This window comes from Trinickia sp. (assembly GCF_051954495.1).
In the GTDB taxonomy this organism is placed as follows: Bacteria; Pseudomonadota; Gammaproteobacteria; order Burkholderiales; family Burkholderiaceae; genus Trinickia.
Window position 1 is genome coordinate 40,151 of sequence record NZ_JBQCHR010000036.1, and the last position, 23,049, is coordinate 63,199.

The 23,049-nt window shown below is 65.7% G+C and carries 23 protein-coding genes and 1 riboswitch; of the genes, 16 read left to right on the top strand and 7 right to left on the bottom strand.

Annotation, left to right across the window (positions count from 1 at the left end):
- Positions 1–164 precede the first annotated feature (164 nt).
- On the top strand, positions 165–362 hold the full coding sequence (locus tag ACTHNR_RS06080) for a hypothetical protein (protein ID WP_206954244.1): 198 nt from the start codon (positions 165–167) through the stop codon (positions 360–362).
- Positions 363–554: 192 nt separating this feature from the next.
- Here ACTHNR_RS06080 and ACTHNR_RS06085 read toward each other — a convergent pair whose 3' ends face one another.
- Positions 555–923: a hypothetical protein gene (locus ACTHNR_RS06085; protein ID WP_440546664.1), complete on the bottom strand. Its 369-nt coding sequence runs from the start codon at positions 921–923 to the stop codon at positions 555–557.
- Positions 924–1,120: 197 nt separating this feature from the next.
- Here ACTHNR_RS06085 and glpD point away from each other — a divergent pair, with 197 nt between their 5' ends.
- From glpD to ACTHNR_RS06105, 4 genes are all read left to right on the top strand, one after another.
- A complete protein-coding gene (gene glpD, locus ACTHNR_RS06090; protein ID WP_440546665.1) occupies positions 1,121–2,674 on the top strand; it encodes a glycerol-3-phosphate dehydrogenase in 1,554 nt (517 codons plus the stop codon).
- A gap of 169 nt (positions 2,675–2,843) precedes the next feature.
- A complete protein-coding gene (gene glpK / locus ACTHNR_RS06095; RefSeq protein ID WP_440546666.1) occupies positions 2,844–4,343 on the top strand; it encodes a glycerol kinase GlpK in 1,500 nt (499 codons plus the stop codon).
- Between the two features lie 52 nt (positions 4,344–4,395).
- Positions 4,396–5,103 (top strand): MIP/aquaporin family protein, encoded by a 708-nt coding sequence (locus tag ACTHNR_RS06100; protein WP_440546667.1) that lies wholly within the window; start codon positions 4,396–4,398, stop codon positions 5,101–5,103.
- 124 nt (positions 5,104–5,227) lie between these two features.
- Complete coding sequence (locus ACTHNR_RS06105; RefSeq protein ID WP_440546668.1) at positions 5,228–5,914, top strand: HAD family hydrolase; 687 nt, start codon at positions 5,228–5,230, stop codon at positions 5,912–5,914.
- A 24-nt stretch (positions 5,915–5,938) separates the two neighbouring features.
- On the opposite strand, the gene ribB is transcribed toward ACTHNR_RS06105, so the two are convergent.
- Together ribB and ACTHNR_RS06115 are read right to left on the bottom strand one after the other, a co-directional pair.
- Complete coding sequence (gene ribB / locus ACTHNR_RS06110; protein WP_440546669.1) at positions 5,939–6,640, bottom strand: 3,4-dihydroxy-2-butanone-4-phosphate synthase; 702 nt, start codon at positions 6,638–6,640, stop codon at positions 5,939–5,941.
- A 163-nt stretch (positions 6,641–6,803) separates the two neighbouring features.
- A riboswitch (FMN riboswitch) is annotated at positions 6,804–6,972 on the bottom strand.
- Positions 6,973–7,035: 63 nt separating this feature from the next.
- Complete coding sequence (locus tag ACTHNR_RS06115; RefSeq protein WP_440546670.1) at positions 7,036–8,220, bottom strand: MFS transporter; 1,185 nt, start codon at positions 8,218–8,220, stop codon at positions 7,036–7,038.
- A 105-nt stretch (positions 8,221–8,325) separates the two neighbouring features.
- On the opposite strand from ACTHNR_RS06115, the gene ACTHNR_RS06120 reads away from it, so the two are divergent.
- Together ACTHNR_RS06120 and ACTHNR_RS06125 are read left to right on the top strand one after the other, a co-directional pair.
- Positions 8,326–9,264: a LysR family transcriptional regulator gene (locus ACTHNR_RS06120; protein ID WP_440546671.1), complete on the top strand. Its 939-nt coding sequence runs from the start codon at positions 8,326–8,328 to the stop codon at positions 9,262–9,264.
- A gap of 69 nt (positions 9,265–9,333) precedes the next feature.
- Positions 9,334–9,594, top strand: a complete 261-nt coding sequence (locus ACTHNR_RS06125; protein ID WP_440546706.1) for a hypothetical protein — start codon at positions 9,334–9,336, stop codon at positions 9,592–9,594.
- A gap of 53 nt (positions 9,595–9,647) precedes the next feature.
- Here the strand turns inward: ACTHNR_RS06125 and ACTHNR_RS06130 are convergent, their stop codons facing one another.
- The 3 genes from ACTHNR_RS06130 to ACTHNR_RS06140 all read right to left on the bottom strand — a co-directional run bounded on the left by ACTHNR_RS06130 (position 9,648) and on the right by ACTHNR_RS06140 (position 12,107).
- Positions 9,648–11,003, bottom strand: a complete 1,356-nt coding sequence (locus ACTHNR_RS06130; protein ID WP_440546672.1) for a SulP family inorganic anion transporter — start codon at positions 11,001–11,003, stop codon at positions 9,648–9,650.
- A 23-nt stretch (positions 11,004–11,026) separates the two neighbouring features.
- Entirely contained in the window at positions 11,027–11,692 is a 666-nt protein-coding gene (locus ACTHNR_RS06135) for a carbonic anhydrase (protein WP_440546673.1), read from the bottom strand.
- A gap of 76 nt (positions 11,693–11,768) precedes the next feature.
- Positions 11,769–12,107, bottom strand: a complete 339-nt coding sequence (locus ACTHNR_RS06140; protein ID WP_440546674.1) for a DUF4148 domain-containing protein — start codon at positions 12,105–12,107, stop codon at positions 11,769–11,771.
- A gap of 332 nt (positions 12,108–12,439) precedes the next feature.
- On the opposite strand from ACTHNR_RS06140, the gene ACTHNR_RS06145 reads away from it, so the two are divergent.
- From ACTHNR_RS06145 to ACTHNR_RS06170, 6 genes are all read left to right on the top strand, one after another.
- Positions 12,440–13,126: a heavy metal response regulator transcription factor gene (locus ACTHNR_RS06145; RefSeq protein WP_440546675.1), complete on the top strand. Its 687-nt coding sequence runs from the start codon at positions 12,440–12,442 to the stop codon at positions 13,124–13,126.
- Between the two features lie 8 nt (positions 13,127–13,134).
- Positions 13,135–14,556 carry a heavy metal sensor histidine kinase gene (locus tag ACTHNR_RS06150; protein ID WP_440546676.1) on the top strand — a complete coding sequence of 474 codons (1,422 nt, stop codon included), beginning with the start codon at positions 13,135–13,137 and terminating at the stop codon, positions 14,554–14,556.
- 202 nt (positions 14,557–14,758) lie between these two features.
- Positions 14,759–16,126 (top strand): tRNA (N6-isopentenyl adenosine(37)-C2)-methylthiotransferase MiaB, encoded by a 1,368-nt coding sequence (gene miaB, locus ACTHNR_RS06155; protein WP_440546677.1) that lies wholly within the window; start codon positions 14,759–14,761, stop codon positions 16,124–16,126.
- 16 nt (positions 16,127–16,142) lie between these two features.
- Entirely contained in the window at positions 16,143–17,216 is a 1,074-nt protein-coding gene (locus tag ACTHNR_RS06160; RefSeq protein WP_440546678.1) for a PhoH family protein, read from the top strand.
- A gap of 16 nt (positions 17,217–17,232) precedes the next feature.
- Positions 17,233–17,715: an rRNA maturation RNase YbeY gene (gene ybeY, locus ACTHNR_RS06165; protein WP_440546679.1), complete on the top strand. Its 483-nt coding sequence runs from the start codon at positions 17,233–17,235 to the stop codon at positions 17,713–17,715.
- Between the two features lie 14 nt (positions 17,716–17,729).
- Positions 17,730–18,377 carry a gamma-glutamylcyclotransferase gene (locus ACTHNR_RS06170; protein WP_440546680.1) on the top strand — a complete coding sequence of 216 codons (648 nt, stop codon included), beginning with the start codon at positions 17,730–17,732 and terminating at the stop codon, positions 18,375–18,377.
- Between the two features lie 35 nt (positions 18,378–18,412).
- Here ACTHNR_RS06170 and ACTHNR_RS06175 read toward each other — a convergent pair whose 3' ends face one another.
- The gene (locus ACTHNR_RS06175) at positions 18,413–19,021 is read right to left on the bottom strand and encodes a DUF4337 domain-containing protein (protein ID WP_440546681.1); all 609 of its coding nucleotides are present in this window, start codon (positions 19,019–19,021) and stop codon (positions 18,413–18,415) included.
- Positions 19,022–19,180: 159 nt separating this feature from the next.
- Here ACTHNR_RS06175 and ACTHNR_RS06180 point away from each other — a divergent pair, with 159 nt between their 5' ends.
- The 3 genes from ACTHNR_RS06180 (at position 19,181) to glyQ (ending at position 23,043) form a co-directional block, all read left to right on the top strand.
- On the top strand, positions 19,181–20,074 hold the full coding sequence (locus ACTHNR_RS06180) for an HlyC/CorC family transporter (RefSeq protein ID WP_440546682.1): 894 nt from the start codon (positions 19,181–19,183) through the stop codon (positions 20,072–20,074).
- A 166-nt stretch (positions 20,075–20,240) separates the two neighbouring features.
- Complete coding sequence (lnt, locus tag ACTHNR_RS06185) at positions 20,241–21,893, top strand: apolipoprotein N-acyltransferase (protein ID WP_440546683.1); 1,653 nt, start codon at positions 20,241–20,243, stop codon at positions 21,891–21,893.
- A gap of 142 nt (positions 21,894–22,035) precedes the next feature.
- A complete protein-coding gene (glyQ, locus tag ACTHNR_RS06190; protein WP_440546684.1) occupies positions 22,036–23,043 on the top strand; it encodes a glycine--tRNA ligase subunit alpha in 1,008 nt (335 codons plus the stop codon).
- Positions 23,044–23,049 lie beyond the last annotated feature (6 nt).

A 23,049-nucleotide genomic window follows, 5' to 3' on the forward strand; every position in this document is an offset into this window, starting at 1 on the left:
CAGGGGACGATTTGGATATGAACGGGCGCTTGACTACACTCCAGTTCCCCGAGGCGCGCAAGCCGCGCGCGCCGAGGCGATCGCTTTCCTACTCCCGGTAGGTTGAGCGCGCGGCAGCCGATCACCGCATGCCGAGGCAATCCGATTGCCCCATGGAGAGAACAATGCTGAGTCCGCATGAATTCGCCACGTTGCTACTCGTCAAGGACGCTCCCAACCAAGTCGATATGGACCGCGAAGAACTCGACGCCCTGCTCGAACAGCAACTGGTGCAGCTTGAAAGCCTGGGTTCAGGGCATCAGCAGTGGCGCCTGACCGAGTCTGGCGATTCGGCCATCCGCGCCATCAAACGTTTTTCCTAGTTTTCCCGTTCGTTTCCGCCTGGTGCGGGCCCGCCCGCGCCGCCCTCGCGCAGCCTGCGCGACGCGTTGCCGAGCCTTGCCGACGCGAAGGCGAAGACGAACCTCGCCTCTCAGCCTGACTCGGGGCCTCACTCGCGTCTCCACGCCTGACCACGCGAGTCCACCCAGTCGAGTTTCGTTCACCGCAGGGCGTCAGCCCCCGCGAAGCGTCGGGTCGACCGCCGCGCGCCAATCGATCGCTCTCGCCCGCTGAGCATTGAAATACTCGGCCCACGCGCGCTGGGCATCCGGGCCGCCGCCGCTGCGCGCGCGGTAGTGCCGTGCGATGTCGTTTTCGAATGCACAGTAATCGGCCTGCGCTAGCCCACCGTGGCGGTAGGCCACGTAGGCGTCGTACAACGTGCCGTACACCGACTGCGTATCCGCACCGTAATCGGTAGCCGGCCCGCACGACGCTTGCAGCGCCTCGAAGCGCTGCCCGCCCGCCGTCCCCGGCAACCCGGCGCATGCGGCGACCAGCATCGCCCCCATGCATGCCATTCCCGCCATCCATGCTCGCATCGCCCACCTCGTCTTTGGTTTTTCAGATGGTAGCCGCTTCGCGCGGCCGTTACACCGTGCTGCCCATGCTTCGACCGAATCCGAACCCTAAACGCGCACTTTACTTTTTCGAATTTGTTCATTAAATTTCGCAAACGAACATTGATAGGTTCGTTTTATTTCGTCGATAGTCGCAGGCATTAGAGGGGACAGAGCAAGTGACGCAAGGCAGCCGGTACGATCTGCTCGTCGTGGGCGGCGGGATCAATGGCGCGGGGATCGCGCGCGACGCTGCGGGCCGCGGCCTGTCCGTGCTGCTCGTGGAGCAGGACGATTTGGCGTCCCACACGTCTTCGTCGAGCACGAAGCTCATTCATGGCGGGCTGCGCTATCTCGAGTACAAGGAGTTCGGCCTCGTGCGCAAGGCGCTGCAGGAGCGCGAAACGCTGCTGCGCGCGGCGCCGCACATCATGTGGCCGCTGCGCTTCGTGATGCCGCACATGCCGAACCTGCGGCCGGCCTGGCTCATCCGCGCCGGGCTGTTCCTTTACGACCATCTCGCGCGGCGCGAACTGCTGCCGGGCTCGCGCGGCATCGACATGCGGCGTCACGCGGCCGGCGCGCCGCTCGTCGATTCCATCTCCCGCGGCTTCGTCTACTCCGACGGCTGGGTGGACGACGCCCGCCTCGTCGTGCTCAACGCGCTCGACGCGTCCGAGCGCGGCGCGACCGTGCTCACGCGGACCAAGCTCGTCGCCGCCGTGCGCGCGGGCGGCGAGTGGCACGCGCAGCTGCAACGCGCCGACGGCTCGCGCTTCGATGTGCGGGCCGGCGCCGTGGCGAACGCGGCGGGCCCGTGGGTCGGGCAGTTGCTGCACGAAGCCCTCGGACGCGGCGCTCACCACAGCGTGCGGCTCGTCAAGGGCAGCCACATCGTGACGCGCAGCCTGTTCGACCACGACCACGCCTATATCTTTCAGAATCCCGATAAACGGATCATTTTCGCGATCCCCTACGAGCGCGAATTCACGCTGATCGGCACGACGGACGTCGAGTACCGCGGCGATCCGTCGGAAGTGGCCATCACGGAGGACGAGACGCGCTATCTGTGCGAATCGATCAACCGCTACTTCAAACGCAAAATCACGCCGTCCGATGTCTGCTGGACGTATTCCGGCGTGCGGCCGCTGCTCGAAGAGGAAGGCGCCGACGATCCGTCCGCCGTGACGCGCGACTACCGGCTCGAACTCGATGCGAATGCGGGCGAGGCGCCGCTGCTGTCCGTCTTCGGCGGCAAGATCACGACGTTTCGCAAGCTCGCCGAGGAGGCCGTCGATCGTTTGGCGAGCGTCATGCCCATCGCCAAGGGCGCCTGGACGGCGCACGCGCCGCTGCCCGGCGGCGATATCGCCCATGCGAAATTCGAGCCTTTCGCGTCGAAGTTCGCAAACGAACATCCGTGGCTCCCCGCTGACCTCGCCCGGCGCTATGCGCGCGCCTACGGCACGCGCGCACGCGCGCTCGTCGGCTCGGCCAAGACCTTGTCCGATCTCGGTCGCGAGTTCGCGCCCGGATTGTTCGAGCAAGAACTGCGCTATTTGCGCGACGTCGAGTGGGCCCGCTGCGCGCACGACGTGCTGTGGCGCCGCTCGAAGATCGGTCTGCATTTGGCGCCGGGCGCCGCAAAGCCAGTAGCAGCCGAAATCGACCATTGGTTCGCCCGCTCTCCGATGCCGGGCGCACCGCACCCGCAATCCGCCGTGGCGACTTAGCCGACGGCGAGCACCTCGCCCGTCGCCCCTCTTGGCGCACCGCCGCCGCGAGCATGGGGCGGCAACGAGGAAAACGCAGCGGCGCCGCTGCATCCGCATGACCCGTCGTACCCCGGACACCCGCGCGGAGGGCGCGCGGCACATCACGACAACACATGGAGAAGAGACAATGCAGGATCAATACATCCTCGCGCTGGACCAAGGCACCACGAGTTCGCGGGCAATGCTGTTCGACCGCCAGGGCAACATCGTCTCGGTGGCTCAAAAGGAATTCCGCCAGATCTATCCGCAGCCGGGCTGGGTCGAACACGATCCGCAGGAAATCTGGTCGACGCAAGCCGGCGTCGCGGCCGAGGCCGTGACGCGCGCAGGCGTGAACGGCACCTCGATCGCCGCGATCGGCATCACGAACCAACGCGAAACGACGATCGTCTGGGATCGCGAGACCGGCCAACCGATCTACAACGCAATCGTCTGGCAAGACCGTCGCACCGCCGGCCTGTGCGATCAACTCAAGGCGCAAGGCCTCGAAGAAAAGGTGCGAGCCAAGACGGGGCTGCCCATCGACGCGTATTTCTCGGCCACGAAAGTGCGCTGGATTCTCGACAACGTCGAGGGCGCGCGCGAGAAGGCCAAGCAAGGCAAGCTCGCGTTCGGCACCGTCGACAGCTGGCTCGTTTGGAACTTCACCAAGCAAGCGCTGCACATCACCGACGTGACGAACGCGTCGCGCACGATGCTGTTCAACATCCACACCATGCAGTGGGACAACGATCTGCTCGAAGCGCTCGACATTCCGCGCAGCATGCTGCCCGAAGTGCGCGCATCGTCGGAAATCTACGGCAATACCGTCACGACGGTCTTCGCCTCGAAGATTCCGATCGGCGGCATCGCAGGCGATCAGCACGCCGCCTTGTTCGGCCAGATGTGCACGAAATCGGGCATGGTCAAGAATACATACGGCACGGGCTGCTTCCTCGTGATGAACACCGGCGAGAAGCCGATCGAATCGAAGAACAACCTCGTGACGACGATCGCTTGGAAGATCGGCGACGAGGTCAACTACGCGCTCGAAGGCAGCATTTTCATCGCGGGCGCGGTCGTGCAGTGGCTGCGCGACGGGCTCGGCATCATCAAGAGCGCATCGGAAATCGAAGCACTGGCGGCGAGCGTCGAACATTGCGACGGCGTCTACCTCGTGCCCGCGTTCGCCGGCCTTGGCGCGCCGCACTGGAATCCGCGCGCCCGCGGCACGCTGTTTGGCGTCACCCGTGGAACGACCAGCGCCCACATCGCGCGCGCCGCGCTCGATTCGATCGCCTACCAGTCGCTCGACGTCCTCAAGGCGATGGAGGCCGATTCGGGCATCAAGATCGGCGAGCTGCGCGTGGACGGCGGCGCCTGCGCGAACAATCTGCTCATGCAATTCCAGTCGGATCTGCTCGGCGTCGCGGCCGTGCGTCCGCGCATCAGCGAAACCACCGCGCTCGGCGCCGCGTATCTTGCCGGCCTCGCGGTGGGCTACTGGAGCAACGTGGGCGAGCTCGAAAGCCAGTGGCAGCTCGATCGCCGCTTTTCGCCGTCGATGCAGCGCGCCGACGTCGATTCATGCACCACGGGCTGGCGGCGCGCGATCAATGCGGCGAAGGCATGGGCCGACGCGACCTGAGAGAAAGCAGTTCAACCCATTCACCGACAATAGCCACTCCGGAGACATCACCATGTCGCCTTTAATCGCGGAATTCCTCGGCACGGCGCTGCTCGTGCTGCTCGGCAACGGCGCCGTCGCCAACGTGCTGCTCGCGCGCACGAAGGGCAAGGGCGCCGATCTCATCGTCATCGTCTGGGGCTGGGCGATGGCCGTGTTCGTCGCCGTCTATGTGACGGCCTCGTTCAGCGGCGCGCATCTGAACCCCGTCGTCACGGTAAGCCTCGCGCTCGCCGGCAAGTTCGCCTGGAGCAAGGTGGCGGGCTACGTCACGGCGCAGATGCTCGGCGGCATGGCCGGCGCGTTCCTCGTCTGGCTGGCCTATCGCCAGCATTTTTCGACGACGGAAGACGCCGACATCAAACTCGCTTGCTTCTGCACGGCGCCCGCCATTCGCAGCGTGCCGCACAACGTGCTGACCGAAATGATCTGCACGTTCGTGCTGATCCTGGGCGTGCTCTATCTCGCCTCGCCGCAAGTGGGCCTCGGGGCGCTCGATGCGCTGCCCGTGGGCTTGCTCGTGCTCGGCATCGGTATCTCGCTCGGCGGCCCCACGGGCTACGCGATGAGCCCGGCGCGCGACCTCGCGCCGCGCCTCATGCATGCGCTGCTGCCGATTCCGGGCAAGCGCAGCAGCGACTGGCGCTACGCCTGGGTGCCTGTCTTCGGCCCGCTCGCGGGCGGCGCGATGGCATCGTGGGTGTACGTGCACGCGCACTGAGCCACGCCGAAGGGGCGCGTCCAAAAGAAGCGCAACGACGCCGATGTCCGTATCATTGGCGTCTCATTACACAACAAAGCGCGTCACGGGCCTAGGCCAGCCAGTTAGCGTGCGCCCCTTCTTCATGTTCGACCATCTCATTTGCGACTGCGACGGCGTGCTCGTCGACAGTGAAGTCATCGCCGACCGCGTGCTCCTCACCGCATTGTCGGCGCGGTTCCCGAGCCTGGACTTCGCCCCCGTCGCCCACCTGGCGTTCGGCCAGCGCACGTCGACGTTTCTCGCCGATTTGGAAATGCGCTTTCAGATCGAGATTCCCGATGGATTTCTAGCCGACGTAGAGCGCGAAATCGACAACGAATTCAAGCGCTCGCTGGCGCCGATCGCGGGCGTGCGCGACGCCCTCGTGCGCGTGGCGCTGCCTGCGGCCGTCGTCTCCAACAGCCGGTTGACGCGCGTCGCCGCGTCGCTTGCGCGCGTGGGACTGACCGATATCTTCGGGCCCCGCGTGTTCAGCGCGGAGCAAGTGAGCCGGCCCAAGCCCCACCCCGACGTCTATCTGCATGCGGCGCGCCAGCTGGGCATCGCGCCCGAGCGCTGCCTGGTCGTCGAAGACAGCGTGACGGGCCTCACCGCGGCCCGCGCCGCCGGCATGAAGACCATCGCGTTCGTCGGCGCGAGCCATGTGCCGAAAGGCTATGCGCAGGTGCTGCGCAATTTGGGCGTCACCCGCATCATCGAGCACATGGAGCAGTTGCCGGCCTTGATCGCCGCGGGCTTGCGCGGCGACTTCGGGCAACTGCAGTCGTAGCGCCCGCCCAGGCTCCGAGCAGCGCTACGCCTCGTTCGCGCAGCACTCGCGCTCGCGCGCGGCGGCAAGCGTGCGTCGGAACGCGACGAGCTCTTCGATCGTCAGCATCGGCATGCCGTGCTGGGCGGCGAAACGCTCGACGTCCGCGCCTCGCGTCATCGTGCCGTCCTCGTTCATGAGCTCGCAGAGCACGCCCGCGGGGGCGAGCCCCGCGAGCACGGCGAGGTCGACCGTGCCTTCGGTATGGCCGCGGCGCGCCAGCACGCCGCCGGGCTGCGCGCGCAGCGGGAACACGTGTCCGGGGCGCACGATGTCCTCGGGTTTCGCTTCGCTCGCAATGGCGGCGCGGATCGTCGTCACGCGGTCGGCGGCGGACACGCCTGTGCTCACACCGTGGCGCGCCTCGATCGACACTGTGAACGCCGTGCCGTGGCGGCTCTCGTTGTGCGCGACCATCGGCGGCAACGCCAGCGAGCGAATTTTCTCCTCGGGCAAGCATAGGCAAACGATGCCGCTGCATTCGCGGATCAGCAGCGCCATGGTTTGAACGGTCAAGCGCTCGGCCGCGACAATGAGATCGGCCTCGTTTTCTCGGTCGTGGTCGTCCTGCAGCACCACGGCGCGGCCTTCGCGCAAGGCATCGAGCGCGCGCGCAATGCGCGGCGGCATCGAAGCGGGATCGAGAAATGGAAGTTCGGCGAACGCCGTGGAAACGGGTAGAGACATGTGAAACGCTCCTCGCGAGAGAAAAAAGCGAAAAACGTTTCAGGGCATCGCAAACAGACACGAACGTCATCGCGCCCGGCGCGGGCGAAACACGCCGAGCCGAGAACGGTGACAAGGGCCGCGCACGCGTGCGCCTGGCCCCCTGCAAACAGGGTGACTGCCTGCGCATCTTCTTCCATCCGGACTGTGACCGTCGGCTCTGGCATCGCACCAGATCTGCTGACCCCGCGCGAAGCCGTGCAACCGGCTGCTCGACGCGGGCGCTCGCGGGCTCGCCGGCACGTGGCCGACTTACCGCCGGTGGGGAATTTCGCCCCGCCCTGAAGACGCACTAAGGTGATACGCCGGCACCTTGCCGGCCAGACGGAGGATACACGAGCGTCGCCGGGCCCGCTTTAGGACACGCACTCGGTCGCCGCGCGCGGCTCGCTCACGCGGCGGCGCGTGTCGAGGTATCCGGCAACCAGCGTCACGGCGAGCGCCGCCACCGTCACCGCGGCCGCCACCCACGGCAGCGCGTCGAGCTTCGCGCCGTGGGTGAGCGCGAGGCCGCCGAGCCAAGCGCCCGCCGCGTTGCCGACGTTGAACGCGCCGATGTTCAAGGTCGAGGCCAGGTGCGGCGCATGACTCGCCTTTTCGACGACGCGCATCTGCAGCGGCGGCACGGTCGCGAATGCCGCGATGCCCCAGACGAACACGGTGATCGCCGCGGGCACGGCTGCATGGCTCGTCTTCGCGAACACCGCCATGACGAGCGCGAGCGCCACGAGGATGCCGGCGAGCGAGGGCATCAGCGCTCGATCGGCCAGCTTGCCGCCGACGACGTTGCCGACCGTCAGCCCCGCCCCGAACAGCACGAGAATCAGCGTGACCGCCCTCGGCGAAAAGCCGCTGACCTGTTCGAGGATCGGCGCAATGTAGGTGAACACGACGAACACGCCGCCGAAACCGAGCACCGTCATGGCGAGAGCGAGCCACACTTGGGGCTCCTTGAGCACGCGCACTTCGCGGGCGAGACCCACCGGGCCCGCATCTCGATGGTTCGGCACCAGCGCCGTAATGCCGGCGAGCGAGAGCACGCCGAGCCCGGCCACGATCCAGAACGAGACGCGCCAGCCAAACGATTGCCCGACGAACGTGCCGAACGGCACGCCGAGCACGTTGGCGAGCGTGAGCCCGGTAAACATCAGCGCAATCGCGCTGGCCTGCTTTTCGCGGGCGACGAGCGAGGCCGCCACGACCGCGCCGATACCGAAGAACGAACCATGGGCGAACGATGTCACGACGCGCGCAACCATCAGCATCCGATAGTCGCCCGCGACGGCGCACAGGATGTTGCCGACGACGAACACGACCATGAGCGCCTGCAGCGCGGCCTTGCGCGGCAGCTTGCTCGTCAGGACCGCGAGCACGGGAGCGCCGGCGGCCACGCCGAGCGCGTAGCCCGACACCAGCAAACCGGCCGACGGGATGGAAACGGCTAGGTCGCGCGCCACGTCGGGCAACAGCCCCATGATGATGAACTCGGTGGTGCCGATGGCGAAGGCGCTCAGCGCAAGCGCTAGCAAGGGGATAGGCATGATGGGCTCTCAAAAGCGGGATCTGGTGCCGTATTGTCCGGATCGCGCGAGCGTTTGATAATTACCCCTGCGATTGAATCATTTTCAAAGGAAACCGAATAATCCATGGATCGCCTCGGTGACATCCGCCTTTTCGTCGAAGCCGCGCGGCTCGGCGGCATTTCGGCGGCCGGCAGAAAACTGGGCGTGACGCCGGCGGCGGCCAGCGCGCGTTTGGCCAAACTCGAGGCGGCGCTCTCCACGCGCCTGTTCGAACGCACGACGCGGCAATTGCGGCTGACGGACGAAGGCCGGCTCTACCTGCGCCATTGCATGCGCGCGCTGCAGGCGCTGGACGATGCCGACGCCGCGCTGCAGGCGGGCCGCACCGTCGTGCGCGGCAAGATCCGCATTTCGACGACGTCCGATTTCGGCCGCAACATGCTGATGGCATGGCTAGACGAATTCAACGCGCTTCATCCCGAGGTCACGTTCGCGCTCACGCTGGCCGATTCGGTATCGAACCTGCTGCACGACGACATCGATTTGGCCATTCGCTTCGGCGCGCCGAAGGAGGATTCTTCGCTCATCGCGCGGCGGCTCGCGACGAACCGGCGGGTGCTCGTGGCTTCGCCGGATTACTTGGCGCGCCGCGGCGAGCCGGCCTCGCCGGCGGACTTGGCGCGTCTCGACTGCATCGTGCTGTCGATCGCATCGGGGCCGCTCAACGAATGGCGCTTCGTGCGCGGCGAGGAAACCGCCGACTATACGGCGCCGCTCGACACCTCGCGCGAAACGAACGACGGCGCCGTCACGCGCATTTGGGCCGTCGACGGCTACGGGATCGCGCTCAAGTCCCTGTGGGATATCGACGCCGATTTGCGCGCCGGCCGGCTGCGCATCGTGCTGCCCGACTGGCGGTACGCGTGGGATACGCCGCTGCACGCGCTGTTTCACCGCAACCGCTACCGGCCGCCGCGCGTGCGGGCGCTGCTCGACTTCCTGATCGATCGCTTCGCCCAAATCGAGCGCGAGTGGCCCGCGCTGCCGGGACTCGAGCGCTGACCGGCTTTCATACGAGGCTTCCACGATTCACCTGCGCCCCCAGGTCAACCACTGCGAACGGCGAGCTTCATGACCAAGAAAGTTTATGTAAAAACCTTCGGCTGCCGGATGAACGAGTACGACTCCGACAAGATGGTCGACGTACTCGGCGCCGCGCGATCAATGCGGCGAAGGCATGGGCCGACGCGACCTGAGAGAAAGCATTTCAACCCATTCACTAACAATAGCCACTCCGGAGGCATCACCATGTCGCCTTTAATCGCGGATTTCCTCGGCACGGCGCTGCTCGTGCTGCTCGGCAACGGCGCTTCGAACCGGCACCCGCGGTAACGCCTCGCGGCCCGCGCCACTTGTGGAGTGAAGACGAGGGCGCCGAGTCATGCCTACCGCGAATCGGCGGGCAACTGCTGCAGCATGGCCGCGAAGCGTGGACGGCGCAGTCGCAAAACCAACTCGCCCGCGTACCGCTCGATGACAAGTGCCTGCCTCAGCCAAGCGCGAATCGAAGGCACGGCGCTACAAGCCGCCCCGATTGCGACACCGACGAGCAAGTCGGTTGCTAACACCCCGACGATCGTCGCGACAAACGGAACGAAACGGTTCGCCCCGCTCTTGGCCGTTGCGATCCAGACCGACGGCTTGGCGAGCTTCGCACCCGTCGCGATCAGAATGGCGGCAAGCACTGCGAGTGGAATCATGTTGAGTACCGGCGTCAACACGACCAGGCTCGCGAAAATCAGCACGCCGTGAATCACCGCCGACGCCCGGGTTTGCGCCCCGGCGTTGAGATTCGCCGAGCTGCGGACGATAACCGCCGTGATGGGCAGGGCCCCGAGCATGCCGGCCAACATATTGCCAACACCCTGGGCTTTCAGCTCGCGGTCCTGAGATGCGCGATGCCGCCTCGGATCCATTTGCTGGATGGCTTCCAGACTCAGCAACGACTCCAGGCTTGCGACGATCGCGAGCGTGACGACGAGACGCCAAACTTCGAGCTTCATCAGCGCCGAGAAATCGGGCAGCGTCACGAGGGCTTCGAGCGCCGCCCACGAATCGAGCGGCGCGAGATTGACGCGTTGACCCGCGCGCAGCGCGAGATCGGGCACCCACGCACCGAGCACCGTCGTCACGGCAATGCCGGCCAGCACCGCGACGAGCGCGCCAGGTATCGCGCGCAGCAGTCGTTGACCTTGCACCCATTTCGAATCCCAATACCAGAGAATCGCGAACGAGAGCGCCGCGATAGAGCAAGAAACCAGCGAGAACGAAATCGAGCCAAACGACGTTTGGATCTGCCATGCCGGGCCGTCGGCAGCATTCGAACCGATGGCCACGGGGACTTGCTTGATGATCAGCAGCAGGCCGATGGCGGCAAGCATCCCGGTGATGACCGCCGACGGGATGTAGGCGGCGAAGCGGCCAAGCTTGAAGGCGCCGAAGCAAAATTGCGCCGCACCGGCCATGAAGACCGCGCTCAGGAACGCGGGAAAGCCGCCGACGTCGGCGATGCCTTGCACGACGATTGTGATCAAGCCGGCAGCCGGCCCGCTGACGCTGAGCCGGGACCCGCTCAGCAGCGCCACGGCGAGGCCGCCGATGACGCCCGCCAGAAGGCCGGCAGCCGCATCGACGCCGGATGCCTGCGCAATGCCCAAGCAAAGAGGTAGCGCAACGAGAAAGACCACGACGCCTGCACGGCAATCGCTCGGCAAAGTCGCCATCCACTTGGCGTTCGTCATCTGGACACCTGAATGAGAGATCGTCAAATCAACCGGGCGGACGTCGACGTGCCGCGCCCCTCGTCGCAGCTTCGCATGCCGGCGGCCGGCTTCATCGAGCCGGCTTGCGGGCGTGCGAGTCTGAGAATGCGCCCGTTGCGGACGTCGAAAACCCAAGCATGCACACGAGGACGGGTCACCGCCTCACGCACGATCGGCAGCGTTTCGATGGTCCTCGCCTGCTCGAGGGCATTGAGTTCAGCGAGCCGGTTCACGCGATCCTCGAAATGCGGGATGGCAGCGAGCGCCGCGTGCTCGCGGCGAGCAAGTTCGCGCAGGGCCCGGATCCGCCGATCGACGTGCGGCAGTGCGGCACAGGCGCCCGTCAGCGCGGCTCGCACGCCGCCGCAGCCATAATGTCCGCACACGATGATGTCGCGCACTTCGAGTGCACGGACGGCGTACTCCAGCACGCTCAGCGCGTTCTCGTCGTCGGGCAGGCATAGATTCGCAATGTTGCGATGGACGAAGAGCTCGCCCGGCGCCGCCCCCGTCACGAGTTCCGCGGGCACGCGGCTGTCGGCGCAGCCGATCCAAAGCGCGGCGGGCTGTTGCCCGCGGCCCATGCGCTCGAACACCGCCGGGTCGCTGCGAGCCGCGTCGCACGCCCAGGTCGTATTGCGATAAAGCAGTTGCTCCACAAATTCCATGGTTTTTCTACCGGTTGGCACAGGTCATCGACGATAGGCCGCCGGCAGTCGCAGCACGCGCCCGCCGGCGGCGGCGCTACGAACCGAAATAGATGTTGCAGAAGCTGACCGGACCTTGGCAAGCCGGTTGCTGCGCCGCAGGTTGGGCGCGCCCGCTCGATATCGCTCTCGGCGCCGGCTCGTTCGCGCTAGCGGCTTGCGTGTCGGCGGCCTGCTTCTCGATGCGCCCAGCGTGCATCGGCGAAATAGCCGGATACGACGCATCGGTGACGTGTCGCCAACCGCTCTGTTGCGCCTCGATCAATTCCTGACGAACCTGAGCCCGGGTCTTGCCCGTCATCGTGTCCGCATAGGCATAAGAGCCGATCCCGATGCTCGCCGCCACCATCGCTGCCATAACCGATCGCGCTTTCATATTCACTCCTTTTTGAAGACGTCGACAACGGTGTCGACGGGATGAATTGTTGCAATCGGGCCCATCGCCAACATGACGCGAAGATGATTTTTTTAACATGAAATTCTTTTCATTTTCACGGCCTCATCGAAGCAATCACTTGAGGTTCGCATGTCACATTTCAGATTATTCGTATAGACCGTGCGACAAAAAGTAGCGATCGTCCAAGCCCCCCGTTTTCAGCGATATTGGTGCCAAACTATCGGGGCGCATCGACGTCGGTGGACGCTGAATCTTTCAATGCCGATTTAAGCGGCGTCGATAGCAATGTTGAACGGAATTAGGAATGAGCAATGAAAATCCTGGTAGTTGAGGACGAAGTAAAGACGCGAACGTATCTCGGTCAAGGATTGACCGAAGCGGGGTTCGTTTGCGATTGCGTGGAAGACGGTGTGACGGGCCTCCATCAGTTGAGAACCGAGGAGTACGACCTCGCCATCCTCGACATCATGTTGCCCGGCAGGGACGGCTGGAGCGTCGTTGAGGAATTGCGCAAAACGCACTGTACGCCGGTGCTGTTTCTCTCCGCGCGCGACGATGTGAACGACCGCGTCAGAGGCTTCGACCTGGGCGGCGACGACTACCTTGCCAAGCCGTTCGATTTTGTCGAGCTGCTCGCACGCGTGCGATCGCTCCTGCGTCGAGGTCGCGCGCGCGACGAATCCGTGCTGATCACCGGCGATCTCGAGCTCGATCTCGTTCGCCGCAAAGCCAAGCGCGGAGGTCAGACCATTTTGCTCACGGCCAAAGAGTTCTCGATGCTGTGGCTTCTGATGCGGCGAAAAGGAGAGATTCTGTCGCGTTCACTGATCGCCTCGCAGGTGTGGGACATCAACTTCAGCTGCGACACCAACGTCGTCGACGCGGCGATTCGAAGAGTGCGGGCCAAGGTGGACGATCCGTTCCCGCAAAAGCTGATCCATACCGTGCGCGGCATGGGCTATGTCCTCGAAGAGCGCGAGCCGCTGCACTCGCAATGAGGTGGGGCATGCCGAAAACGATGCGGGCGCGGTTTGCCGTTCTGCTCGCCCTATCGACGTCGATGATCCTCGCCGTCAGCGGCACACTGCTGTATCGGGTACTCGTCACGTCCACGGCCCACTCCTTGACGAGCGAGATGCAGTCCAGCGTTCGCAGCGCGATCGCTCATGTGGCTGCCGCTAAGAGTTGGGACGAGCTGCGGGCCGGTGGCGTGCTCGTATATGCCGTGCCCGACGGGCACGAACATCTCGACTTCGCGATCCTCGACAAGAGCGGCAGCGTCGTCGTGAAAAGCGACGGCTTCATCGCGCAAGATCGAGGCCTGCGCGCGGTCCCAGGCGAGAGCCCGGCATGGGTGGACGACCGGCGCCGGGCGGTGCGCTATCTCGTCGCTACGGCCCGCCTAGGCGATGCTGCCTCGAGCGAGATACGCGTCATCATCCAGGGCGACTATCGCAGCACACGCGCGTTCCTGCGTCTGTGCGCGACGTGCATCGCGCTGGCGACGCTCGGCGGCGCCTTGGCCGCGGCCGTCGTCGCGCACCGGATCGCAGCGTTCGCGCTCGAGCCGCTCGCCGATCTCGCCGCATGTGCCGATGAAATCTCGACAAGCCGGCTCGCCCATCGGCTACCCGATAGGTTCGCCGCCGGCGAGCTCCTGGACTTGAGCCAGGCGTTCAATCGAATGCTCGTACGTCTGCACGAATCGTTCACGCGGCTCACGCGATTTTCGTCGGATCTCGCCCACGACATCCGCACGCCGCTGACGAATCTGCTGGCGCAAGCGCAGGTCGCACTCGCGCAGCCCCGCTCGAACGACGAGTATCGTGCGGTCATCGAGTCGAGCATCGAGGAGTTGCAGCGCCTCTCGCACATGATCGACGACATGTTGCTGCTCGCCCGTATCGACGCGGGTCAACGCCATGCTCGTCTGCGCCTTCTCGATGGAGAGCAAGAGGCCTCGCGGGTAGCCGGCTACTACGAAGCGATCGGCGAAGACCGGAACGTCGCGATCCGAGTCGACGGCCGGTGCAGCTTCATCGGCGAACCGCTGCTCGTCGAGCGCGCGATCTGCAATTTAGTGTCGAATGCATGCGCGCACGCGCCGGCCGGCTCCACGGTGACGATCGAATGTTGTAACGAAGCGGATGCCGCCGTTATCCGTGTCGTGGATCACGGCCCCGGCATCGCCCGCGAACACCTGCCCCACATCTTCGATCGCTTTTACCGCGTCGACCCAGCGCGCCACAACCCCGCCTCAGGCACGGGCCTTGGGCTCGCGATCGTGAAATCGATCATGCACGAGCACGGCGGCGACTGCGGCGTCGAGAGCGAGCCCGGGGTGAGAACGGCCTTCTCCTTGCGCTTTCCGGCCCCGCCGCAAGCCGCGATCGGCCACTACGGCCCGGCAGCGGTCGACCCGCTATAATATGTGGTTACGCGGCTGGCACATTTGGGCCATCTCGGGCCGTTTGGCGCCTTTTGGGCCCGGTTCCGCGGTTTCGCGCCCACTGCGCGAGACGGGCCGCACCGCCCGCGGTCGCGACACGTCCCCCGCCCCAGGCGGCGCGCGTGCCGGCTTCCACGACTTACCCGCGCCCCCAGGTCAACCACTGCGAACGGCGAGCTTCATGACCAAGAAAGTTTATGTAAAGACCTTCGGCTGCCAGATGAACGAGTACGACTCCGACAAAATGGTCGACGTACTCGGCGCCGCTGAAGGACTCGTCAAGACGGATTCCCCCGAAGACGCTGACGTCATCCTATTCAATACCTGCTCCGTGCGCGAAAAAGCGCAGGAGAAGGTCTTCTCCGATCTGGGCCGCGTGCGCGAGCTCAAGGAAGCGAAACCCGGTTTGCTGATCGGCGTCGGCGGCTGCGTCGCGAGTCAGGAAGGCGCGGCCATCGTCGCGCGCGCGCCCTACGTCGACCTCGTGTTCGGCCCGCAAACGCTGCATCGGCTGCCGCAGATGATCGACGCGCGCCGCGAAAGCGGCCGCGCGCAGGTCGACATCTCGTTTCCCGAAATCGAAAAGTTCGATCACTTGCCGCCCGCGCGCGTCGACGGTCCGAGCGCGTTCGTGTCGATCATGGAAGGCTGCAGCAAGTACTGCAGCTACTGCGTCGTGCCCTATACGCGCGGCGACGAAGTCTCGCGCCCGCTCGACGACGTGCTCACCGAAATTGCCGGCCTCGCCGATCAAGGCGTGCGCGAAGTCACGCTGCTCGGCCAAAACGTGAACGCCTATCGCGGCGCGCTCACGCTCGGCTCGACCGACATCGCCGATTTCGCGACGCTGATCGAATACGTCGCCGATATCCCCGGCATCGAGCGGATCCGCTATACCACGTCGCACCCGAAGGAATTCACGCAGCGCCTCATCGACGTCTACGCGAAAGTCGACAAGCTCGTTTCGCATCTGCACCTGCCCGTGCAGCACGGCTCGGATCGCATCTTGATGGCGATGAAGCGCGGCTATACGGTGCTCGAGTACAAATCCGTGATCCGCCGCCTGCGCGCGATCCGCCCCGATCTGTCGCTGTCGACCGACATCATCGTCGGCTTTCCGGGCGAGACGCAGGACGACTTCGACAAGACGATGGCGCTCGTGCACGAGATGAGCTACGACACGAGCTTCTCGTTCATCTACAGCCCCCGCCCCGGCACGCCGGCCGCGAACTTGCACGACGACACGCCGCGCGAGGTCAAGCTCGAGCGGCTGCAGCATCTGCAGGCGACGATCGACGCCAACGTCGTGCGGATCAGCGAGTCGATGGTCGGCAACGTCGAGCGCATTCTCGTCGAGCGTCCCGCGCGGAAAGACCCGAACGAACTCGCGGGCCGCACGGCGAACAACCGCGTCGTCAATTTTCCGGCGCCCGTGGCGTCGCACGCGCGGCTGATCGGCCAGATGATCGACGTGCGCATCACGCGCGCCTATCCGCACTCGCTGCGCGGCGAGCTCGTGCTCGTCGAAGACGCACAGCCCATCGCCTAAGGAACGCACTTTCGCCTTGAAGACCGCCCCGTCCCTGGAATTCACCGCACCGCGCGAAGACAACGCGCGCCTCGCCAACCTCTGCGGGCCGCTCGACGAGAACCTGCGGCAAATCGAGCAGGCGCTCGACGTCACGCTGCAACGGCGCGGCCATCGCATCTCGATCCGCGGACGCGGCGCGAAAGTCGCGCTCGGCGCGCTCGAAACCTTCTACAACCGCGCGCGCGAGCCGTTGTCGGTCGACGACATCCAGCTCGCGCTCGTCGAAGCGCGTCACCCTGGCAATCGGGGCGCGGCAGGCGGTTCGGCCGCCAACTCGGACGACGCCGCGCCGAGCCGCTACGATCCCGATCATCCGTTCGACGAGCCGGCGGGCCTCGACGATGAAAACGTCGAGGAACTCGGTCCGAAGCTCTACACGCGCCGGGCCGATCTGCGCGGCCGCACGCCGGCGCAGCGCGAATACCTCAAGCAGATCGTGTCGCACGACGTGACCTTCGGCGTCGGCCCGGCCGGTACGGGCAAGACGTACCTTGCCGTCGCTTGCGCCGTCGACGCGCTCGAGCGCGATCAGGTGAAGCGGATCGTGCTCACGCGTCCGGCCGTCGAAGCGGGCGAGCGGCTCGGCTTCCTGCCCGGCGATCTCGCGCAGAAGGTCGACCCGTACCTTCGCCCGCTCTACGACGCGCTCTACGATCTGCTCGGCTTCGACAAGACCGCGAAGATGTTCGAGCGTCAAATGATCGAGATCGCGCCGCTCGCCTATATGCGCGGGCGCACGCTCAATCACGCGTTCATCATCCTCGACGAGGCGCAGAACACGACGCCCGAGCAGATGAAGATGTTCCTCACGCGGATCGGCTTCGGCTCGAAGGCCGTGGTCACGGGCGATACGACCCAGGTCGACCTGCCGCGCGGCGCGAAAAGCGGTCTGATCGAAGCGCAGCAAGTGCTGGCGAACGTGCGCGGCATCGCGCTCACGCGCTTTACGAGCGCGGACGTCGTGCGCCATCCGCTCGTCGCCCGTATCGTCGAGGCGTACGACCAGCACACGAAGAAGGACGACGCCAAGCCCATCGACGGGCGATAGTCCATCGACGACGAGAATGAACGAGAAGACACCCACGCCGCGATTGAAGCTCGCGCTGCAGTTTCCGGCGGCCAAGGCGTTCCCCGAGCACAAGGCCGCGCTGCCGCGCGCGAGCGTCGCGCGCTGGGTCAAAGCGGCGCTATTCGCCGACGGCGAACTGACGGTGCGTTTCGTCGACGCCGATGAAGGTCGAATGCTCAACCGCACGTACCGCGGCAAGGACTACGCCACGAACGTGCTCACCTTCGCTTACGCCGAAAGCGAGGACGACCCCGTCTCGGGCGATCTCGTCCTGTGCTGCCCCGTGATCGAGCGCGAAGCGGCCGAGCAAGGAAAGCCCCTCGAAGCCCATTACGCGCACATGATCGTGCACGGCACGCTTCATGCGCAGGGCTACGACCACGAAAACGACGACGAGGCCCAGGAAATGGAAGCGTTCGAAACCGACATCCTGGCCGGGCTCGGCTTCGCCGATCCGTACGGAGACCGTTCTCGCTGACAGCCTCACGCGCGATGTCCGACACGAGCCCACCCCCGCTCCCGCCCGCATGCCTAAGCTATCCGCCCTCGCTCGGCGAGGCGCGGCTGCTCAGCGAGGCGGAACTCGCCCAATCGCTGGCCGACACCATGCGGCGCTGGGACGGCGCAAGCGATTTATGGCTGTTCGGCTATGGCTCGCTGATCTGGAATCCCGGCATGCCGGCTGCTGAAACGGTCCGCGCGCGCGTGCGCGGCTATCATCGCGGCTTGTACCTGTGGTCGCGCGTGAATCGCGGCACGCCTGAACAGCCAGGCCTCGTGCTGGCGCTCGACCGCGGCGGCTCTTGCACCGGGATGGCCTTTCGCCTGGCAGGCGACGGGGCCGCGCCGCATTTGGAAGCGCTTTGGCGGCGCGAGATGCCGATGGGCTCGTATCGCCCGATGTGGCTGCCGTGCTGGCTGGCGGACGGGCGTCGCGTCGATGCGCTTGCGTTCGTCATGCGCCGCGACGTACCGACCTATACGGGCAAATTGTCCGATGAAATGGTCAAGACGGTGTTCGCCTGCGCCCAAGGCCGCTACGGCACGACGCTCGATTACGTGCGCCGCACGGTTCATGCGTTGCGCGAATGCGGCATGCCCGATCGCGCGCTCGAAGCGCTGCTGACACGCTGTCTCTGACGCCCACGGGCGCCCCGGGGCGATCGCCCCCTGGCTCAATATCCCAGAAATGCCGCCGCGCCGACGATCGCGCCCAGTCCCGCCACGCCGAGCGCGGCGCCGAGCAGCCAACGCCGGCGCGTGAGCAGCGTGATGGCCGCGAGCGAAATCGCCACTTGCGTGAGCGTGGTCGCCTGCGCCCACCGATGGTGCAGATGCAACTGCCGTTCGCTGTCGGCGTCGGCCTTGGCGACCGCCTTTTCGAGCGCCTCGGCTTGTGCCCGGATGGCGGTTTTCTGCTGCGCGTATTTGGCGACGTCGGCCGTGAACTTGGCGCTCGCCTTCGGGTCGGCCGCCGTCAGCGCCGCGCCGAGTTCGGCCAAATTCTGCTTTTCCCCTTTGGCCTGGTAGTAGCTCCACTGGTTCGCCGCCTCGGTCTTGCGGATCGCGGCCTCGTTCTTGTAGAACAGCGCGAGCCCTTCGGTCGACCCGCCCTGGTACGAGAAAACCGCACCGATCGTGGCGAGCACGGCCGTCATGACGGCGATGCGGCCCGCGAACGAATCGGGGCTCGCCGCCGCGTGCCCCGCTGCGTGGCCGTGCCCGTGGCCCCCGTGTTCGAGCGCTTCCTCGTGCGGCCCGCGTACTTCAAACTCTTCCGACATAATTCTTTCGCGCAAAAAAGGTAGAAAGCGATGGCGAAAACGACTCGCTCGCACCTTCGCGCACTTTAGCAGGAGCGAGCGCAACCCTGGTCCCGCTTTTGCGTGGTGTATCCTTTACTCTCCGCTTACCACGCGTCCAGCCGTTCAGGACGCATCGCCATGAACGACGCCTATCCCAGTCGACGCCATACCGACAAGCCCGCCGAGAAACGCTCGCTGCTCGAGCGTCTGACCGACTTCATCTCGCCCGAACCCGAATCGCGGGCCGAGTTGCTGGAAATCTTGCAAGACGCGCACGAGCGCAACCTGATCGACGCCGATTCGCTTTCGATGATCGAAGGCGTGTTCCAGGTGTCCGAGCTGAGCGCGCGCGACATCATGGTGCCGCGCGCCCAGATGGATGCCATCGACATCGAGCGCAGCCCCGAGGAATTCATCCCGTTCGTCCTCGAAAAAGCGCACTCGCGCTACCCGGTGTACGAGGGCAATCGCGATAACATCATCGGCGTGCTGCTCGCCAAGGATCTGCTGCGCTATTACGCCGAGGAATCGTTCGACGTGCGCGGCATGCTGCGCCCGGCCGTATTCATTCCCGAGGCCAAGCGGCTGAACGTCTTGCTGCACGATTTCCGCATGAATCGCAATCACATCGCGATCGTCGTCGACGAATACGGCGGCGTGGCGGGACTCATCACGATCGAGGACGTGCTCGAGCAAATCGTGGGCGACATCGAGGACGAATACGACTTCGACGAGGAAAGCGGCAACATCATTCCCTCGCCCGACGGGCGTTACCGCGTGCGTGCGCTCACCGAAATCGAGCAGTTCAACGAAGTGTTCGGCACGAACTTCTCCGACGAGGAAGTCGATACGATCGGCGGGCTCGTCACGCATCATTTCGGCCGCGTGCCGCATCGCGGCGAGCGGGTGCGCATCGACGACCTCATCTTCGAAATCCTGCGCGGCGACGCGCGCCAAGTCCACATGCTGCTCGTGCGTCGCGACCCGCTCGCCGGCCAGCGCGAACGCGAAGCGCAGCACATCCAGACTTGACCGAGCGAAGCACCGAGCGCGGCCGGCCCGCGCGTTGAGGCCGCAGCGCTCGAGATCCTGCCGACCGTGCGCGCCGCGATCGCGAAAGACAAAGCGAACGCGGAACAGGAAAGCGCCTCCCCTTTACCGATTGAACCGTTCAACGCCACTTCGACGCCGCGCACTCATGGCCGAATCGATCACCTCCCGCCTGCGCGGCCATGCCGCCGCATCCAGCGCCGCCGGTCCGCTGTCGCGCTGGCACTATGTCGCCGCGCTCGCGCTCGGCGCGCTCAACACGCTGTCGTTCGCGCCCACGCCGCACGGCGGCTGGCTCGAGCTGGCGATTTTCGCCGCGCTCTACGCGTGGCTTACGCGCACGACGAGCTGGAAAAGCGCGGCGCTCACGGGCGGCGCGTTCGGTTTCGGCAATCTTGTCACGGGCGTCTGGTGGCTGTACGTCAGCATGCATCAGTACGGCGAAATGGCCGCGCCGCTGGCGGGCGCGGCACTCGTTTTGTTTTCGCTCTATCTTGCGCTCTACCCGGCCTTCTCCGCGGGGCTCTGGTCGTTTTGCGCGGGACACGCGACGCATGGGCTGCGCGAGGAGCGGCCGTTTGCGCCCACCTGGCACGGCGCGTTCGCCTTCGCGAGCGCATGGGCGCTGGGCGAATGGCTGCGCGGCACCGTGTTGACCGGCTTCCCCTGGCTTGCAAGCGGCTACGCGCAGGTGGACGGCCCCTTCGCGGGCTTCGCGGCGATCGGGGGCGTCTACGGTGTCGGCTGGGTGCTCGCGCTCGCCGCGGCGCTCGTCGTTCAGAGCGCGCACGCGTGGTTCGCGCGCCCTCGCGCACGCCTCGCCGTCCTGCTGCCAGCCTGCGGCGCGCTCGCGGTAGTCGCCGCCGGGCTCTCGCTTTCGCGCGTGGCCTGGACGCTGCCTGGCAATGCGCCGCTGACCGTGCGCATCCTGCAGGGCAACGTCAAGCAGGAAATGAAGTTCGACGATGCGGGCATGCGCAGCGCGCTCGCGCTGTATGAGCACATGATCACGGCGCGCGCAGCAGACCTCATCGTCACGCCCGAAACGGCGATCCCCCTCTTGCCGCAGCAGTTTCCCGAAACGTTCGCGCGCACGCTGCGCACGTTCGCGGACAACACGGGTTCGTCGCTGCTGATCGGCGCGCTGGGCGCGACCATCACGCCCGAGGGCCGCATCACCGACGTGACCAACAGCTTTTTCGGCATCACGCCCGACGCTCGGCAGCTCTATCGCTACGACAAGCACCATCTCGTCCCGTTCGGCGAATTCGTACCATGGGGCTTTCACTGGTTCGTGCAGCTCATGAACATTCCGCTCGGCGATCTCGCGCGCGGCGCCCCGGTGCAAAAGGCCTTCTCCGTTCATAACCAGCCGGTGGACGTCGACATCTGCTACGAGGACATCTTCGGCGAGGAAATCGCGCGCACGCTGCGCGAGGCGGCGACGCCGGCGGGCATACTCGTCAATGCGTCGAACCTCGCCTGGTTCGGCGACACGATCGCGCTCGATCAACACCTGCAGATGGCGCGCATGCGCACGCTGGAAACGGGGCGGCCGCTGCTCGCGGCGACCAACACGGGCACGACGGCCGTCATCGACGCGCGCGGCCGCGTCACGGATCGGCTGCCGCCGTTTACCACCGGGCAAATCGAAGCCAAGGTGCAAGGCATGACGGGGCGCACCCCGTACATCACCGTGGGCAACAACCTCGTGCTGGCCGTGTCGCTCGTGCTGCTCGCCTTCGGCTTCGCGTTCAGGCCGCGGCATCCGGGTGCGGGCCCCGGCCGCAAGCCGCATTAGGCCCGGGCCCGCCACATTCCGGTAAAATTCATTGTTTTAGCGCCGGGCAGCGGCAAATCCGCCTGCCCGCCCGAGGCCCGCACGCGCAGCCGAGCGCGGCCGGCAACCGGGTCCATCCGCCTTCAGCCGCCATAGGCACGACATGCTCACGTTTCAGCAAATCATTCTGACGCTGCAATCCTATTGGGACAAACAGGGTTGCGCGCTGCTTCAGCCGATCGACATGGAAGTCGGCGCCGGCACCTCGCACGTCCATACGTTCCTGCGCGCGATCGGCCCCGAGCCGTGGCGAGCCGCCTATGTGCAGCCCTCGCGCCGCCCGAAGGACGGCCGCTACGGCGACAATCCGAACCGCCTGCAGCACTACTACCAGTATCAGGTCGTGCTCAAGCCCGCGCCCGAAAACATCCTGGATCTGTACCTCGGTTCGCTCGAGGCGCTCGGCTTCGACCTGAAACAGAACGACGTGCGCTTCGTCGAGGACGATTGGGAAAACCCGACGCTCGGCGCCTGGGGCCTCGGCTGGGAAGTGTGGCTCAACGGCATGGAAGTCACGCAGTTCACCTACTTTCAGCAAGTGGGCGGCCTCGATTGCAAGCCCGTGCTCGGCGAAATCACCTACGGCCTCGAGCGGCTCGCCATGTATCTGCAGAAGGTCGAGAAGGTGTACGACCTCGTCTGGACCGAATGGGAAGAAGCGGGCCCGAACGGCCCCGAATTGCGGCGCTTGTCCTACGGCGACGTCTACCACCAGAACGAAGTCGAGCAATCCACGTACAACTTCGAGCACGCGAACGTCGATCTGCTCTTCACGCTGTTCAACAGCTACGAGTCGGAAGCGAAGCGCATGATCGAAACGCAGCTCGCGCTGCCCGGCTACGAACTCGTGCTCAAGGCCGCCCATACGTTCAATCTGCTCGACGCCCGCGGCGCGATCTCGGTCACGGAGCGGGCCGCCTACATCGGCCGCATTCGCGCGCTGTCGCGCCTCGTCGCGCAGGCGTACTACGACTCGCGCGAAAAGCGCGGCTTCCCGATGCTCGGCAACCCGGTGCACGGCGTGCCCGGCTTGACGACCGACGAGCAAGACGCCGCGATGCCGGCGTGGGCGCCGCCGCTGAAGGTCGAGCGCGCGATCGATACGGAATGACGAGAC